The sequence below is a fragment of the Dietzia natronolimnaea genome, from assembly GCF_002289575.1.
GTDB lineage: Bacteria > Actinomycetota > Actinomycetes > Mycobacteriales > Mycobacteriaceae > Dietzia > Dietzia natronolimnaea_A.
In genome coordinates this window covers 75,772-91,371 of the sequence record NZ_NTGA01000022.1, presented here as the reverse complement: position 1 = coordinate 91,371, position 15,600 = coordinate 75,772, and the positions used below count along the sequence as shown (strand labels likewise).

The following is a 15,600-nucleotide window of genomic DNA, read 5'->3' as shown; positions in this document are numbered from 1 at the left end:
GACGGGTGACACAACCTGCGTGGTCAATACAGCTAGGTCGGTTCGGCCGGATCGGGGCGCTCGGGCGGTGAGGGGGGCTCGCACGGCGGGCCCTCACAACCCCTCCCGGTCAAGCGCCTCCACGGTGAGCCGACGGCCGAGTTCGATCATCTCCTCCGCCCGATGGAAGTCGAATGCGGAACACGAGTCCGACGGCACCTCCACGAGGACGTCGGGACGGTTGCCCGCCATCCGGTAGCCGGTGAGGATGCTCTGCATGGCCTCGATCGACTGGGAGACCACGTCGAAGATCCGGAGTGTGCCCGGGAGTGACTCGAGACCCCGCTCGTCGCTCTGGGCGTCGGCCCGGACCTCGCGTTCTCCCTCTTCGACCGCCTCCTCGACCTCGGGGGACGGTGTCGCCGATCCCCCCGGGAGGGATCGCTCGGCGGAGTCGGTGCCGGCCCCTGGACCGGTCGTGTCGATCCCGGCCGCCTCCACGCCGGCTGCGTCCGCCCCGGACGTGTCCTGACCGAAGCGGGCGGCCACAAGACGGACCAGGTCGGCGTCCCGGACGTCCGCCGCCGCCGTCCGGATCCGACCCGAGAGCCTGGCGGTGGTCGCCGTGACGGAGCCACCCTTCTTCGAGATCTTCGGATCCGCCACGGCCGACGGTTCCTCGGGATCCGAACTCTCCTGGAACGTGGAACCGCGGATACCCTCCCGGCGACCGGTCAGCGACACCGCCAGCACCAGATCGCTGTCCACCGAGGCCAGAGGCTCGAGCGGGACCGGGTTGGTCACGCCGCCGTCGATCATCAGGCGCCCGCCCACGATCGCCGGGGTGACGATGCTCGGGATGGCGAACGACGCACGCACGGCGATGTCCGCCGGTCCCCGGGTGAACCAGACCTCCCGCCTCGCCCGCAGGTCGGTGGCCACAGCGGTGTAGGGGATCGCGAGGTCCTCGATCCGCACGTCGTCGAGCATCTCGCCGATCACGCCCATGATCTTGTTGGCGCGGATTGCTCCCCCGCCGGCGAAGGACACATCCAGCAACCGCAGGACGTCCCGCTGTGCCAGGCCTCTCACCCATTCCTCGAAACGGTCCAGCTCACCGGCCGCGAGCAACGAACCCACCACCGCACCCATCGAGGCCCCGGACACCCCGACCACCTCGTGTCCGCGCGCCTGGAGCTCGCGGATGGCCCCGATGTGTGCATATCCGCGTGCCCCGCCGGAACCCAGTGCCAACGCGACCCTCATGCGGTCCCCCTTCGTCGTCCTCATTCAAGTGTGCACCGGGGCCGCACGCATCATCACGGCACCTCGGCGTGCGTGTCGTAGCGGCGATCTATCGTCACCCCCGTATCGAGCACCTGTTCGATGCGGACGATCACACACCAGACAACCAGGAGTTCCCGTGTCTCACACCGTCATCCCCTCCCGCCCCATGGCCTCCGTCGACCCCGACATGGCCGTCGTCGCCGCCAACATCGACCGATACGGCATCCACCTGGTCCACGTGGGCGAGGGCTGCACCTGCGCGGACTGCGACTCCGCCCCCCTCCCGCCGGACCAACGATTCGGATACACGGTCGGCCTCACCGGTCGCGGACACCCCGAGCTCCTGGTCCGCGGCCTGGGCGCCCGTGAGACTGCGGTGCTGCTCACCCGGTGGGGCGGGTCCGTCCTGGACGGCGGGGCCCTCGACGCCGGCCACCTCCTGTGTGAGGGCCCCGACGGGCCTACGTGGGACCTCACTCCGGTTCGGCGCCCCTCCAGGACACTGCGGTGGGCGGGCCGCTACTACCGCACCGCCGGCTCCGGCGGCCTCAGCGCCCTGGAACTGGTGCCTGCTCGTCGGCTCTGTCCATGCGAGGGGTGCTGCTGAGGTCACCAGCACGGCGGGGTCGTCGTAGGGTTTATCCATGCCCCGCCATCGGCTCCTTCTGGACTCACGTTCGCCGTCGATCATCGTCCCGCTCACGGGACGGGATCTCCCGGAGCTCGAGTCTCAGACCGACGCGCTGCTCACCGCCGACGCCGAGTACCGGTGCACACCCGAGGTGGGGGCGCCTTTGAACGGGGCCTCACCCGACGCGGGCTCGTCGGCGGGCCGGTCAACTGACCGGCTGGTGGATGTCGTCGAGTGGCGGGTCGACCTCTTCGAACCCTTCACCGCCGGGGCCGGAGGCGACCCGGCCCGGGCGGTGAAGGCCCTTGAGCGGCTCTCGACGCTGCTGCCGGAGGTGCCCATCCTGGCCACCTTCCGCACCCGCAGCGAGGGCGGGGGCGCGGAGATCTCCCCGGCGTCCTACCTCGCGGTGGTCGAGGCGCTGTCCGCCACCGGCGCCGCGGCCGCCGTGGACGTGGAACACCTGCATCCGCTCGCCGCGCAGGCCATCGCCGCGGCCCACCGCCACCGGGTCCCGGTGGTGGCGTCCACCCACGACTTCGCAGCGACCCCGCCGGCCGAGGAGATCGTGGCACGGCTCGCCGCTATGGAGGACGCGGGGGCGGACGTGGCCAAGATCGCCGTGACGCCACGGTCCGCCGCCGACGTGGTGGCTCTGCTGTCCGCCACCGAGGAGCGCCACCGGGTCGCCCGCATCCCCCTGATCACCATGTCGATGGGCGCCCTCGGGGCGGTCACTCGGCTCGGCGGCGGACCGTTCGGCTCGTCGGCCACCTTCGCCACGGTGGGCGCGGCCTCCGCTCCCGGCCAGCTCCCCGCCGATGGGGTCCGCCGCGCTCTGGACCTGCTCAGCAGCGGGTCCGCACCCGGGGGTGAGCCGGTCTACAGCTGACTCCGCCGCGCGAGGTTCACCAGATCACCCGCCAGGCCGGACAGTTGGCGCGGCGGCCGCCACACCGCACGCAACTCACGATGCAGATCCAGGCCCTCGATCTCGATGACCTTCAGGGCGCCGGAGGCAACCTGATCCGCTACCGCGAGCGTGCTCATCCCTGCCGGTCCCACCCCGTCCAGGACGCTGGTGCGAATGGCGGCGGCACTGGCGAGTTCGAGCAGAGGCGCGGGGCGCTCGTACTCCTGCAGGGCCCGGTCCAGGGTTGTACGCGTTCCCGACCCCGGTTCCCGCACCACCAACCGGGTGGCCGCGAGCTCGGCGATGGTCACCGGGGTCCGGCGCCGCGCCCACGAATGGGACGGCGGGACCACCACGACCAGCCGATCACGGGCGACGGTGCCGGAGTGCAGACCGGGGGGCACCGTCGGGGATTCGATGAACCCCACATCACAGGCGCCGTCCAGCACCAGCTCGGCGACCTTCACCGAGTTGTGGACCTGCAGGTGGATGTTCACCTCTGGTCGCGCACCGCTCAGCGCCCCCAGCCAGCGGGGCATCAGGTGTTCTGCCACGGTCATGCTCGCGCCCACGGTCAGGGTGGCGGACCGCTCGGACTGCAGGCTCTGCGCCACCTCCAGCAAGCTGCTCGTCTCGGTGAGGACCCGTCGCGCCCAGTGGGCCAGCACCGTCCCGTGTGGGGTCAGCGTGGCGCCCCGCGGGTGCCGCCGCAGCAACGGCATGCCGAACTTCCGCTCGAGCTCCTTGACCGCCCTGCTCGCGTTGGGCTGCGCCATCCCGACCTTCCGGGCCGCCGCACTCAGGCTGCCCTGCTCGTCGACGCCGACCAGGAGCTCGAGCACGAGCAGGTCGGGCCACCTTCTGGTCATGCGATGAGCATATGGGAGCAGCTCTAGCCATGTGCGTCTGATATGGATCAATGCCGTATTGCCGACTTCCGGAGGAGGTGCCGGGCAGCCACTCTGGAGCTATGAACGCCCCCCTGGCCAGGCGGCCGCGCCGCCACGCACCCCCGGGGCGGTCGTCGGCGACGGACACGGTGCCGTCCCACTCGGCGCGCGCGGTGGCGCCGGGCGCGGCGCTGACGCTCGCGGGCACCGCCGTGGCGCTGGCGGTCAGCCACCTGGTGCCCGCGCTCAACCCGATGCTCGTGGCGATCGTGCTCGGGGCCGCCCTCGGCAATACCGGGCGGATTCCGACTCGTGCCGCCGCGGGCCTGGCCTTCTCGTCGCGGACCCTGTTGCGGATCGGGATCGCCCTGCTCGGCCTCCAGCTCGTGCTGGGCGACATCACCGCCCTGGGGTGGCAGGTCATCGTGCTCGTCGTCGTCATCGTGGTCATGGGAATCGTCGGCACCCTGGCGCTGGGTGGCGCCCTCGGTCTCGGATGGACGCAGCGCCTTCTCATCGCCTGCGGGTTCTCGATCTGCGGTGCCGCGGCGGTGGCCGCCGTGGACAGCGTCTCCGACGCGGACGAAGAGGAGGTACTCACAGCGGTGACCCTCGTCGTCGTCTTCGGCACCCTGATGATCGTCGCGGTGCCGGTCCTGTCGACGATGCTGGGATTGTCGGACACCGCAGCGGGCATGTGGGCGGGCGGATCGATCCATGAGGTCGCCCAGGTGATCGCGGCCGGCGGCGCGATCGGCGGCTCCGCTCTGGCGGTGGCCACAGTCGTGAAGCTCGCCCGCGTTCTGCTGCTGGCCCCCGTCGTCACCGTCATCAGCCTCCACCGGCGCCGGGTGACCGGCACCGACGGCCCGGGCACGCGGCCTGCGCTGGTCCCCGCGTTCATCGTCGCGTTCCTGGTTCTGGTCTGCCTGCGCTCGTCCGGGCTGGTCCCTGCCACGGCCCTCGACGTCGCGTCCGCGGCGCAGACGATTCTGCTCACGTGCGCCATGTTCGCGCTCGGGACCGGTGTACGGCTCGCCGCGATGCGCAGGGTCGGCGCACGTCCGGTCATCCTGGCCGCCGCCTCGACGGTATGGGTCGCGGGCCTCGCACTGGCCGGCGTCCTGCTCATCTCGCCGACGGTCTGACCACACCGACGGTCTGACCACACTGACAATCGGCGGGTGCTGGCCCCGACGGTCAGCGGTTGACGGTCATGACAGGGCGGGTAGCGTCGACGCCCCTGCAGTTCCCGCGCGAGGAGGCCGGAGTGCGGATCGTCATCATCGGCGCGAGCGGGAACGTCGGCACCGCGCTGCTCGGTCGGCTCCGCGAGACGCGCTCCGGCGACGAGCTCGTCGGGCTGGTGCGGCGGCCGCCGGATCCCGTCGGCGAGTACCGGGGCGTCGACTGGCACGCGCTGGACGTCTCCGATCAGGACGCCGTCGGCGAACTCGGTCGCCATTTCACCGACGCGGACACCGTGGTCAACCTGGCCTGGGGTTTCCAGCCCACCCGCGAGGTCGACTATCTCGAGAGGGTCGGGGTCGGCGGAACCGCTGCGGTCCTCGAGGCCGCGCAGTCGGCCGGGGTGGGCCACCTGGTCCACATCTCCTCCGTGGGGACGTACGCGCCGGGCCGCCACGGCGAACACGTGGACGAGGACTGGGCGAGGACCGGGGTGCCGAGCTCGGCCTACAGCCGACACAAGGCCGCGGCCGAAAAGCTCATCGACGAGCACGAGAGACACCATGGCGCCGATGCCGTGCCCGTGGCCCGGGTGCGGCCTGGTTTCGTCGTCCAGCGGGCGGCGGCGAGCGGACTGACGCGCTACGGACTTCCCGCCTATCTGCCGGCACACCTCATGCCACGGCTGCCGCTACTACCGCTCGACCGGGACCTGTGCCTGCCCCTCATCCATGCAGAAGACGTCGCCGACGCCCTCGTGAGAGTGATCGACCAGGGCGCCACCGGTCCGTTCAATCTCGCGACTGATCCACCGTTCACCAGGAACGATCTCGCCGAGGTGCTCGGCGCGTGGTCGGTCCACGTCCCACTGCCACTCCTCGGGGCGATCGTCGGGCTGACGTGGCGGGCCCGACTGCAGCCGGTGGACCGCGGGTGGCTCGACCTGGCGTACAGCGTGCCCCTCCTGGACTGCGGCCGCGCACGTGACGAACTCGGATGGACACCGTCCTGGGCGCCGAGAGAGGCCATGGCCGACCTGCTCGACGGGATCGCGCACCTCGCCCACACCGGGAGCGCACCACTACGCCGCAGGTCCGTGCCCGACCTGGTGCGCCGGGACCTGACCGAGGGACTGATCTCCTCCCGCCGGTTCCCCTGATCGACATCCGTCCGGCCGGGCAGAACGGACGAGAGGTCGGCCATCAGCCGTGTCGCCGGAGAACCTCGTTCCGCAGGCCCGTGGTGGCCACGTCCGCGATGTGCTTCTGGGCCTTCTTGACCACCGGCCCCGGGAGCTTGATCTTGAGGTCCACCTCGAGGTCAAAGACGACCTTGGTGGTGCCGTCCCCGTTGTCCGTGAGTTCGTACCGGGCGTTCTGGACCTTCTGGGAACCGCTCTCGACGAGCGACCAGCTCACCTCGCCGTCGTACCACTCGTAGCGCACCACCATCTCGTCGGTGACGCCGTACTGGGACACCCGCTCCCACACGACGATCGGCCACCCCTCGTCGTCGGCCTCCCTGACCTCGACCGCGCGGTGAGCACTCGACCAGTCGACGAGGGAGTCGACGTCGGCCAGGACCTCCATGATCTCGGGGACGCCGGCCTCGATCGTGACCACTGACTGCACTGAGACTGCCATGGCCGGAAAGCTACCCGCGCGGGGCCGGTCCGGGAGGAAGATCGGGGGATTAGTTCTCGATCCGTGGAGGCGGACGACCCGCGGCAGCGCAGGGTGGTGTTGCTGCGTGGGATCAACGTCGGCAAGGGCGGCCGCATCGCCATGAGCGACCTGATCGAGTGCACCGAGGCCGCGGGCGGGAGCTCGGTCAGGACGGTGCTGGCGACCGGCAACGTGATCGTCACAGACCAGCGGCCGGTGACCGAGCTGCGGGCGGCGCTCGAGGCCTCCTATGCGCAGAGGTTCGGCTACCGGTCGGTGGTGCAGGTTCTCGCGCTCGACGACGTGGCGGCGATGGCGTCCTCCTACCCTTTCGACACGCTGCCCCAACACCACGACTACGTGGTGTTCTCGGACGACCCGGAGGTGACGACCCGGGTGACGGTCGCGATGCGCGCGGCCATCCGGGACGTCGGCGAGGCGGCCACCGGCACGGACGCGGGCGCCGGCGCCGACGCGCATGCCCGCGCCGGGAGGACCGCCGGCACGGAGGCGGTCGCCGAGGGCGCGGGCTGCGTGTACTGGCGGGTCCCTCGCGGCTCGACGCTGACCTCCGACGCCTACAAGGTGCTCGACGGCCGAGAGAACAAGCGTCACCTCACCACCAGGAACCTCAAGACCCTGGCGCGGATCCTCGCTGCGGGGTGAGCCAGAGGTGAGCCGGGGCTGGGTCAGGGCTGGGTCAGGGCCCCTCGACGGACGCACCGATCGTGTCGACGAAGGCCGCGAGCGGCCCGAAGACCGCCGGGAAGATCCCGTCCCAGAAGGCCTGCATCTCGCTGAAGTCGAACATGGGCATCGGTAACACTCCTCGCACGGGGGCGGCGTACGGACTCTCCGCGGTCACCGGGTCTCCCCAGCACCAAGGATCGCGGCAGGGGCACCCGTCGCGCAACCCCATGCGTCCCGCGAGTCTCGTCACAGGGTCGACGATCCACCAACTGGCAGACTGCAATCGATGCCTTCCCGCCCCGCCCGCCCGCTCGTCGCCGCCGCGGCACCGCTCGTCATCGCGACCGTGACCGGCTGCTCCGGAACCGGGCCGGGACAGAGGGAGAGCCCCGCGGTGGAGGAGACCACCTCGTCGTCGCAGCCGGCGCCGCCGTCCGCCGAGCAGCGTCCGAGCGCGCCACCGACCGCCGCCTCCCCAGAACCCGGGGCCCAGCCCGCTGCGGCCCCGCTCATCGCCTCGGCCAGGTGGGCGGACTCGGACTTCGGCGTCACCCTGAAGGTCGCTCCCACCCCGGCCGGACGGCAGGCGTGGGGCCCCCTCGATGCGGACGCGGCCTGGCAGGAGGTGGTGACGATCGCCCCGGACGGGGACACCCCGGGGATGCGGGAGCAGTTCGACTGCCACTGGACGTGGGCGCGGATCCTCGAACCGGACAAGCCGACCTGGAATCTGGAGCCCTGGCGGCCGGTGGTGGCGGCCGAACAGATGCTCGCCGAGGGCTGCAACCCAGGCGGCCCGGAGGTGTGAGAGTGGCGGCCCCCAGGCCCGGGGACTTACCAGCCCGGGAACCGCGGAGGATCCGGATCAGGCCGGGACGATGGACCGGTGTGGTCCGGTCGTGGGGCGCGTGGCTGCGTCCGGATCGCGCGGCCCGGCCACGCCTCGCCGGGCTCGGGGTCCCTGGCCGTCGACGGACCGCCGGACCAACCCCGCGCACAGCTCGTCCAACCAGCCCCCCACCGTGACGCGGGCGCGGGCGGTGTCCGGATAGCGGCACCGGACGTGCAGGCCGGAGCCGTTGACCACGAACCACACCATCACCCCGTCCGTCCGGATGGCCGCGGACACGTGCTGCGGGGCCAGGCTCAGGTCCACGTCGATCGGGAGGCGACGGTGGTCCAGCCAGGAGATGGCGAACATCCCGGGTGTGTGCGGCATCCCGCCGTACGGTTCGAGCACCGGCCCCAGGGCGTGGGACCCCAGCTCGACGGCATCGCGCACCGCTGCCGCGCACGCTTTCGGGTCGGGGTCCGAGCATTCGATGACCGAGTTGGTGATGAACCAGCCCACGGAGTCGTGCCACTTTTCGTGGTGACGCGAGTGGACGGGCAGCACCGCGCGCAGGCCGACCCCGCCGTGCCTGCGGAACACCGTCGTCATCTCCGCCATCGCCACCGCGACCATCCGCACACCGCCCGCCGCGGCCACGTCCTCGAGGGCCGCCACCCCGTCCGGGTCCAGCACGTCGCGCACCTCCACCACCTCCGGCCGCGGGGCCGAGATGTCACCCAGATCGAGCGGGAACACCGGCATGTCACCCCCGGCGAGGATCTGAGCCCACCTGTCGTGCACCCGAGGCGGGGCGGGCGGACGCTGCGCCAACTCCCGGGTGTGCTCGGCGAACGCGGCCGCCGGGGGCAGACAGGTCCCCGGCTCGAGGCCGCACGCGAGATCGTCCAGGCAGGAGCAGAAATCCCGCAGCAGCACGAGCAGCGACCACGCGTCCACGTGCGAGTGGTCCAGCCCGATCACCACCACCGGGCGCTCGTCCGGGTCCTCGGGCTCCACGAGACACAGCGCGTGCGACGGCGTCGCGAACGGGCAACAGGCCTGGTCGAAGACCCTGCGCAGCACCGCTCGGGGGTCCTCACCGTCCCCTGGCTCCTCCACCCGCCAGCCGACGGGCCCCACGGTGACGGGGCGGAGCCGCAACTCCTCGCCGCCCCCGGCACCACCGTCGAGAACCGTCTGCAGGGTCCCGTGCCGGGAAACCACCGCGAGCCACGCCCGCGCCACCATCTCGCGGTCGGCGGGGAACGGCAGGGCGAACGCCACCGCCATCCACGACCCGGCGCGACGGCCGAGCGAGGCGTGCCGCGCCTGGTCGAACGACGGCGTCGTGTCCTGGCCCTGAACTGGGGTGACGTGTGTCGCAAACCGGTGTACGACGCCGGACGGGAGCGACATCCGCGTTACGGTGGTGAGCCTCATGGTCCGCACGGTAGGAGCGGCGTGTTACGGGGAAAGGCGCGGATTGTGACGACGACGAGACGGCCGTATGCCCGGGCCGGCGGCAACGGGACGGCCCTCGCCCACGACCTCAGAGGCGACGGACACCCGGTCGTGCAGTTGCACGGGCTGTCCTCGAGCCGCCGACGGGACGAGGTGTTCGGACTGGACCTCACGGCGGGCGAGGACGGTCTGCGCGTGTTGCGGTACGACGCCCGGGGCCACGGCGGGTCACCGGGGTCGGTGGACCCCACGGACTACACCTGGCCGCAGCTGTCCCGCGACCTCCTGGGGATGCTCGACGAGTTCTTCCCGGGCCGACGGGTGCACGGGGTGGGGCAGTCGATGGGCGCGGCGACCCTGATCACTGCGGCCGTGGCGGAACCGGACCGGTTCGCCTCGCTCACCCTCGGGATCCCGCCGACCGCGTGGGAGTGGCGGCGCGAGCAGGCAGCCCTCTACGATCTGGCGGCCCGCCAGGTCGAACGCTGGGGAGGGGCCCGGTGGGCCGAGAAGACCCGGCAGCCGCCCACCTCTCCCGCGATCGACCCCGGACGCCCGTTCACCGTCCCGGACGTGGCGGACGAGTATCTGCCCGCGGCGTTCCGGGGCGCGGCCATGACGGATCTCCCCTCGCGAGCCGAGGTCGCCGAGGTCGACGTCCCGGTGCTCCTCCTGGCCTGGACCGACGACGCCTCGCATCCGCTGGCGGTGGCCGAGGAACTACAGGCCCTGCTCCCCGACGCCCGCCTGGAGGTGGCGCGGACCCCGTCCGAGGTGGCGCGGTGGCCTCGGGTGGTGGGTGACTTCGTGCACCGGGCCGGGGACTGACCGCCCGTCCGTCCGGTGGCAGGCCCGCGGGCATCGCCAGCACACTGGGCCCATGCACGCGACACAACGGCAGATCATCGACGCCCTCGGCGTCCGTCCCCGGATCGACCCCGCCGACGAGGTGGAACGCCGGGTGCGGTTCCTGGTCGACTACCTGCACGCGAGCGGGGCCAAGGGCTTCGTGCTCGGGATCTCGGGCGGGGTGGACTCGTCTCTGGCGGGACGCCTGGCACAGCTGGCGGTGGAGGCGATCCGCGCCGACGGCGGTGAGGCGGTCTTCGTGGGCCTGCGACTTCCCTACCGCGTGCAGCACGATGAGCACGACGCGGCGATGGCCGTAGAGTTCGTGGGCGCCGACCAGACCCTCACGGTGAACGTCGCCCCGGGCGTGGACGGGCTCGACGGCGAGATCCGGCAGGCGACCGGGACGGAGTTGACGGACTTCACCAAGGGGAACACCAAGGCGCGCCACCGGATGGTCGCGCAGTACGCCGTGGCAGGGGACCGGGGCCTGCTGGTGATCGGTGCCGATCACGCGGCCGAGAACGTCACCGGGTTCTTCACCAAGTTCGGCGACGGTGCCGCCGACCTCCTGCCCCTGTCGGGCCTGAACAAACGCCAGGTCCGGGCGCTGCTCCGCCATCTGGAGGCGCCGCGCCAGCTGTGGGACAAGGTGCCCACCGCCGACCTCCTCGACGAGGCCGAGGGCCAGACCGACGAGGAGGAACTGGGCATCTCCTACGACCACATCGACGACTACCTCGAGGGGCGCGAGGTCCCCGAGGAGGCCGCCCAGAGGATAGAGGCGGCCTGGCACACCAACCGCCACAAGCGCACCACCCCGGTCGAGGTCGCCGACACCTGGTGGCGGCAGGACGCGAGAGCCGGCGATCGGACCCAGGGGCAGACCGCGCTCGTGGTGATCGACATGCAGAACTCGTATTTCGAGTTCCCCGAACTGGCCTCGGTGCGGGACGAGCTGGTCGGCGCGGTGAACGAGCTCATCCGGACCGCGCACGAGGCCGGACGACCGGTGGTGCTGGTCCGGACGGAGCACGCCGAGGACCGTTCCACCTGGACCCTCAACATGCACGAGGACGACCAGGGGTTCGCCTTCCCCGGCACGGAGCAGGCGCGGTTCCTCGACGGGCTCGCCACCGGGGACCACGTGGAGGTGGTCAAGACCAGGGACAGCGCGTTCTTCCGGACCGACCTCAGGGACCGACTGGACCGGCTCGGCGCGAGCCACCTGCTCGTGTGCGGGGTCTCGACGCACAGCTGCGTGGCGCAGACGGCCATCGACGGCTTTGCCGAGAACCTCCACGTGGCGGTGGCCCGCGGCGCCATCTCCTCCGACAACTCCCCGCTCTCGGAGGCGCTCCTGGAATTCCTGCAGGACCAGATGCGCCAGCCGCTGCTCGATCAGACGCAGAGCCTGGAGCTGCTGCGCACCGGCCACTGGCCCGGGTGATCGGCGAGCCGGGCGGCCGAGCTACCGGGAACCGACAGGCCGCCTCTCGCTGCCGTCCGGGTACCTCGCGAAGCGTGTCTCCTCGTGCGGGTGCACGGGATCGTTCCGTTCCAGGTGCCAGGCCCCGAAGACGCCGGCGCGGTACTCCTCCATGGCGGTGACGATGTCCTGGCGGGTGGTGCCGACGAACGGGCCCTGTTGGACGACGGGCGCGCCGATCGGCCGGGCCTGCAGCACGAGGAACGCCGCGCCGTCCGGACCCGCGGTCACCGTGACGGTCTCGGGGGCGAGCACGGCCGCGTCGTAGCCGAGTCGCTGCGTGTCGACGGTGAGGTCGCCGCCGTAGTTGTAGAGGACCCGGGTGGCGGAGGGGTCGAACGCCGGGAGTTCGGTACTGACACCGGCATCGAGGGTGACGATCCAGATGGCGAGGTGACTGTCCGGACGCGCGGCCCAGGAGTGCGGTGGCGGGTCGAGCGCCCTGACCCCGTCGATCTCACCGGCGATCACCCGGAACCGGGCGGCGGATCCCTTCTCGCCACGGACGACGACGGGGGTGTCCTCCGACCAGAACATGTCGAAGTACGGCTCCGCGGACTTGTCCTCGGGGGCCAGGTTGAGCCAGATCTGGAACAGCTCCATGGTGTTGGGAGCGTCGGGATCCAGCAGGGGGAACATCTCGGAGTGCGAGATGCCGGCACCCGCGGTGAGCCACTGGGTGTCGCCGTGCCCGAATCGCGCGGCGGCGCCCAACGAATCGGAGTGGTCCACCACGCCGTCGAGGACCACCGTCACGGTCTCGAAGCCACGGTGCGGGTGCTGGGGGAAGCCGGGGACCTCGGAGCCGTGGTACATCGACCACCCGTCCTTGCCGGAGAAGTCTCCCCCGATGGACCGTCCCTCGAGCGAGGCCGCGGGACGCATGGTCCTGCCGTCGGCCGGGGGGAACTCGTCGCGGTGGTGGACGGCGAACAGGAACGGGTCGACGCCCGGCCACTGCGCTCCGAGCGGGACTACCTGGCGGATGGCGGACACTGGCTTCTCCTGTGACGGGACGATATTTGCTGTCGCGTCATACAACTTCGGCGGGCGCTGAATTGTTCCCGCCCGCGCCTCAGCCCCGGGCGACGACCCCGGTCACCGGGATCCGCCCGGCGACCGCCTGCCGGAAGTTGAGCACGGCGCGCTGGACGTGGTCGCCGGTGGAGACCACGACCGCACCGGTGGTCCCGCGCTCGCGGAAGATCCGGTCCGTGAACTGCGCGTTCTGAACCGTCGAGTTGGAGTTGCCCTCCTCGGTGATCCGCCACGGCGCGATGCCCGCACCGCGGAGCCAGTCGCCCATCGCGCGGGCCTCCGTGCGACCGTTCTGCGGGACACCCCCGGTCACGATGACGCGGGCGGTCGGGTACTGCCGGGCCAGCCGGAAACCGGTCCGCAGGCGCTCCTCGAGCACCGGCCGGATGCCCCCGTCGGGATACAGTCCGGCGCCCAGGATCACGATGTCCGTGGTGAACGGATTGATCGTGAGCACCGCCGGATCGTCACTCGTGAGCACGTCCAGGCCGCCGCACATCTGGAGCATCGAGGGGTCGACGTGCTGACACCCCACCATGGTCAGCCCGTTGTATAGCGCCGTGCCCGACGGCATCTCCGCGGAACCGGCGGACGCGGTCCCCACTCCGGCGCCCAGTGTGAGTGTCAGTGCCGCCGCGGACGCGGCCGCGACGAGACGGGTGTGTGTCCTACGCACGATGGCGTTCCTCCCCCGATAACGATATGAAGAATTCGTGACCCGATAGTTATCGTCGGGCACGGTACCGCTGTTACCTGTGAGGCAGGATGGTGGAAAAACCGCCGGGTAACGTGCTCGGCATGCTCGAAGGATACGACAGATCGGCCGCCGTCCGGTATCTCTGCCGGGCGGACCCCGAACTCGGGCGTCACATCGAGTCCGTCGGTCCGTGCACCCTCGCGCCCGCCCCCGATTCCGGGCCGCACGCACTGTTCGACCGGCTGGCCTCCTCGATCCTGTCGCAGCAACTGTCGGTCAAGGCCGCGGCGACGATCGCCGGCCGTCTCCGGGAGCGGGCGGCCGGGCCCCGGCACCTCGATCCCGTCCTCCTTGACACCCTCTCCGATGACGAGATCCGCGCGTGCGGGGTCTCCCGCCCCAAGATCGCCGCGCTCCGCGACCTGGCCGACGCGGTGGGGACCGGACGGATCCCCACACTGACGGAACTACAGGGGTTCGACGACGACGAGGTGGTCGCCTCCCTCACCACGGTCCGCGGAGTGGGCCGGTGGACCGTGGAGATGCTGCTGATCTTCCTGCTGGACAGACCCGACGTGTTCCCGGTGGCCGATGTCGGCATCCGCCGGGGATTCGAACGGGTCACGGGACTCGACGGACCGGCCACCGCCACCCAGATGCTCGGCCGCGCCGAGGCCTGGGCCCCGTACCGTTCGGTCGCGTCCTGGTACCTGTGGCGGGCGGTCGACCAGACAGGTCAGGCGGTGCCCGCGCCACCCCCGCCCCCGGTCGGGTAGAACGGACGCATGGCAACCACCGCATTCAAGGGAAACCCCGTCACCACGTCCGGCGAGCTCCCCGCCGTCGGCACCACCGCTCCGGCCTTCGACCTGGTCGGCACCGACCTCGCTCCCGTGACCTCGGAGTCGCTGGCGGGCACGCGCGTCGTGCTCAACATCTTCCCGAGCGTCGACACGGGCGTCTGCGCCCAGTCGGTCCGGACCTTCAACGAGAAGGCCACGGGCCTGGACAACACGGCGGTCATCAACGTCTCGGCCGACCTCCCGTTCGCGCTCAAGCGGTTCTCCGCCGACGAGGGGATCGAGAACGCGTCCGCCGCGTCCACCTTCCGCAGCGATTTCGCCTCGGCGTACGGCGTCAAGATGACGGACGGCCCCCTGGCGGGCCTGTGCGCACGGTCGGTCGTGGTGCTCGACGCCGACGGCTCGGTGGTCTACACCCAGCTGGTCGACGAGATCACCACCGAGCCCGACTACGACTCCGCCCTGGCCGCGCTCGGCTGACCCGCATCGACACGACCGCCGGCCCGCCTCCAGATGGAGGCGGGCCGGCGGTCGTTCACCCGGCGCGAGCCGGGTGGGGCGAGCCAGGCGGGGCGACGGTCAGGCGGGGCGACGGTCAGGCGCTGCCCGCGGGAACCGGGGCGAACCGGCGGGCGGCGTCCTCGAGCTGGTCGAAGAGGGTGGCCAGCTCCCCCGCGCGCCGATCGTTCGGCTGGAGGCCCTCGTCGCCGAACTCGGTGAACAGGCTCAGCGAGATCTGCTGGCGGACGCCGAACATCCGAAAGTTCGCGACGATCTGGCGCCACTGCTCCACCGCACGTACGCCGCCCTCGGCGCCGTAGGAGACAAAGGCGACCGGCTTGTCCGCCCACTCCTCGCCGAGGGAGTCATAGGCGTTCTTCAGGGCGCCGGGAACTCCGTGGTTGTACTCGGGGGTCACAAAGACGAAGGCGTCGTAGGAGTCGATCGCCTCGCTCCACCGGGTGACCCGCTCGTCGTCGTACTGCTTGTTCGCGGCACCCGGCACGGTGGCCGAGGTGAGGAGCGGAACGTCGAAGGACTTGAGGTCGACCAGGTCGTAGGTCGCGAGTTCCCGCGACGCGGCCTCCGCCGTGACCCAGTCGGCCACCGCCGCACCGGCCCGATCGTCGCGGATGCTGCCCAGGATGATGCCGATCTTCACTGTCTTCTCCTTGGTCGGTCGATGTGG

The 15,600-nt window shown here is 71.3% G+C and carries 17 protein-coding genes and 1 pseudogene; 11 read left to right on the top strand and 7 right to left on the bottom strand.

From position 1 onward, the window contains the following. Positions 1–93: 93 nt before the first annotated feature. Positions 94–1,245: a patatin-like phospholipase family protein gene (locus CEY15_RS13035; protein ID WP_095718811.1), complete on the bottom strand. Its 1,152-nt coding sequence runs from the start codon at positions 1,243–1,245 to the stop codon at positions 94–96. Positions 1,246–1,402: 157 nt separating this feature from the next. Here CEY15_RS13035 and CEY15_RS13030 point away from each other — a divergent pair, with 157 nt between their 5' ends. Continuing rightward, a complete protein-coding gene (locus CEY15_RS13030) occupies positions 1,403–1,873 on the top strand; it encodes a DUF4262 domain-containing protein (protein ID WP_095718810.1) in 471 nt (156 codons plus the stop codon). 37 nt (positions 1,874–1,910) lie between these two features. After that, the gene (gene aroD / locus CEY15_RS13025) at positions 1,911–2,789 is read left to right on the top strand and encodes a type I 3-dehydroquinate dehydratase (RefSeq protein WP_095718809.1); all 879 of its coding nucleotides are present in this window, start codon (positions 1,911–1,913) and stop codon (positions 2,787–2,789) included. Here aroD and CEY15_RS13020 read toward each other — a convergent pair. Continuing rightward, on the bottom strand, positions 2,780–3,679 hold the full coding sequence (locus CEY15_RS13020; protein WP_095718808.1) for a LysR family transcriptional regulator: 900 nt from the start codon (positions 3,677–3,679) through the stop codon (positions 2,780–2,782). The two genes, aroD and CEY15_RS13020, sit on opposite strands and share 10 nt — an antisense overlap. A 101-nt stretch (positions 3,680–3,780) precedes the next feature. On the opposite strand from CEY15_RS13020, the gene CEY15_RS13015 reads away from it, so the two are divergent. Together CEY15_RS13015 and CEY15_RS13010 are read left to right on the top strand one after the other, a co-directional pair. Further along, on the top strand, positions 3,781–4,848 hold the full coding sequence (locus CEY15_RS13015; protein ID WP_176475110.1) for a YeiH family protein: 1,068 nt from the start codon (positions 3,781–3,783) through the stop codon (positions 4,846–4,848). A 68-nt stretch (positions 4,849–4,916) separates the two neighbouring features. After that, positions 4,917–6,047, top strand: a complete 1,131-nt coding sequence (locus tag CEY15_RS13010) for an NAD-dependent epimerase/dehydratase family protein (RefSeq protein ID WP_176475109.1) — start codon at positions 4,917–4,919, stop codon at positions 6,045–6,047. A 43-nt stretch (positions 6,048–6,090) separates the two neighbouring features. On the opposite strand, the gene CEY15_RS13005 is transcribed toward CEY15_RS13010, so the two are convergent. Next, the gene (locus tag CEY15_RS13005; protein WP_017837396.1) at positions 6,091–6,531 is read right to left on the bottom strand and encodes an SRPBCC family protein; all 441 of its coding nucleotides are present in this window, start codon (positions 6,529–6,531) and stop codon (positions 6,091–6,093) included. 63 nt (positions 6,532–6,594) lie between these two features. On the opposite strand from CEY15_RS13005, the gene CEY15_RS13000 reads away from it, so the two are divergent. After that, entirely contained in the window at positions 6,595–7,218 is a 624-nt protein-coding gene (locus CEY15_RS13000; protein ID WP_095718806.1) for a DUF1697 domain-containing protein, read from the top strand. Positions 7,219–7,528: 310 nt separating this feature from the next. Continuing rightward, a complete protein-coding gene (locus CEY15_RS12995; protein ID WP_176475108.1) occupies positions 7,529–8,050 on the top strand; it encodes a DUF2599 domain-containing protein in 522 nt (173 codons plus the stop codon). Between the two features lie 57 nt (positions 8,051–8,107). Here CEY15_RS12995 and CEY15_RS12990 read toward each other — a convergent pair whose 3' ends face one another. Next, a complete protein-coding gene (locus CEY15_RS12990; RefSeq protein ID WP_141244261.1) occupies positions 8,108–9,514 on the bottom strand; it encodes a condensation domain-containing protein in 1,407 nt (468 codons plus the stop codon). Positions 9,515–9,559: 45 nt separating this feature from the next. Between CEY15_RS12990 and CEY15_RS12985 the strand changes: the two genes are divergently transcribed. The 3 genes and pseudogenes from CEY15_RS12985 (at position 9,560) to CEY15_RS19065 (ending at position 11,834) form a co-directional block, all read left to right on the top strand. Further along, positions 9,560–10,363 (top strand): alpha/beta fold hydrolase, encoded by an 804-nt coding sequence (locus CEY15_RS12985; RefSeq protein WP_095718804.1) that lies wholly within the window; start codon positions 9,560–9,562, stop codon positions 10,361–10,363. Between the two features lie 52 nt (positions 10,364–10,415). Continuing rightward, positions 10,416–11,234, top strand: a pseudogene (nadE, locus tag CEY15_RS19070) (ammonia-dependent NAD(+) synthetase); the annotation flags it as partial. A 45-nt stretch (positions 11,235–11,279) separates the two neighbouring features. Next, positions 11,280–11,834 carry an isochorismatase family cysteine hydrolase gene (locus tag CEY15_RS19065; RefSeq protein WP_342744908.1) on the top strand — a complete coding sequence of 185 codons (555 nt, stop codon included), beginning with the start codon at positions 11,280–11,282 and terminating at the stop codon, positions 11,832–11,834. Positions 11,835–11,855: 21 nt separating this feature from the next. On the opposite strand, the gene CEY15_RS12975 is transcribed toward CEY15_RS19065, so the two are convergent. After that, positions 11,856–12,869, bottom strand: coding sequence for a pirin family protein (locus tag CEY15_RS12975; protein WP_095718802.1), 1,014 nt, complete (start codon positions 12,867–12,869; stop codon positions 11,856–11,858). A gap of 79 nt (positions 12,870–12,948) precedes the next feature. Then, entirely contained in the window at positions 12,949–13,587 is a 639-nt protein-coding gene (locus CEY15_RS12970; protein WP_095718801.1) for a YdcF family protein, read from the bottom strand. 122 nt (positions 13,588–13,709) lie between these two features. Between CEY15_RS12970 and CEY15_RS12965 the strand changes: the two genes are divergently transcribed. After that, a complete protein-coding gene (locus tag CEY15_RS12965; protein WP_176475107.1) occupies positions 13,710–14,384 on the top strand; it encodes a DNA-3-methyladenine glycosylase family protein in 675 nt (224 codons plus the stop codon). Between the two features lie 9 nt (positions 14,385–14,393). After that, entirely contained in the window at positions 14,394–14,891 is a 498-nt protein-coding gene (gene tpx, locus CEY15_RS12960) for a thiol peroxidase (RefSeq protein WP_095718799.1), read from the top strand. Between the two features lie 115 nt (positions 14,892–15,006). Here tpx and CEY15_RS12955 read toward each other — a convergent pair whose 3' ends face one another. After that, entirely contained in the window at positions 15,007–15,573 is a 567-nt protein-coding gene (locus tag CEY15_RS12955; RefSeq protein WP_017837385.1) for an NADPH-dependent FMN reductase, read from the bottom strand. Positions 15,574–15,600: the final 27 nt, after the last annotated feature.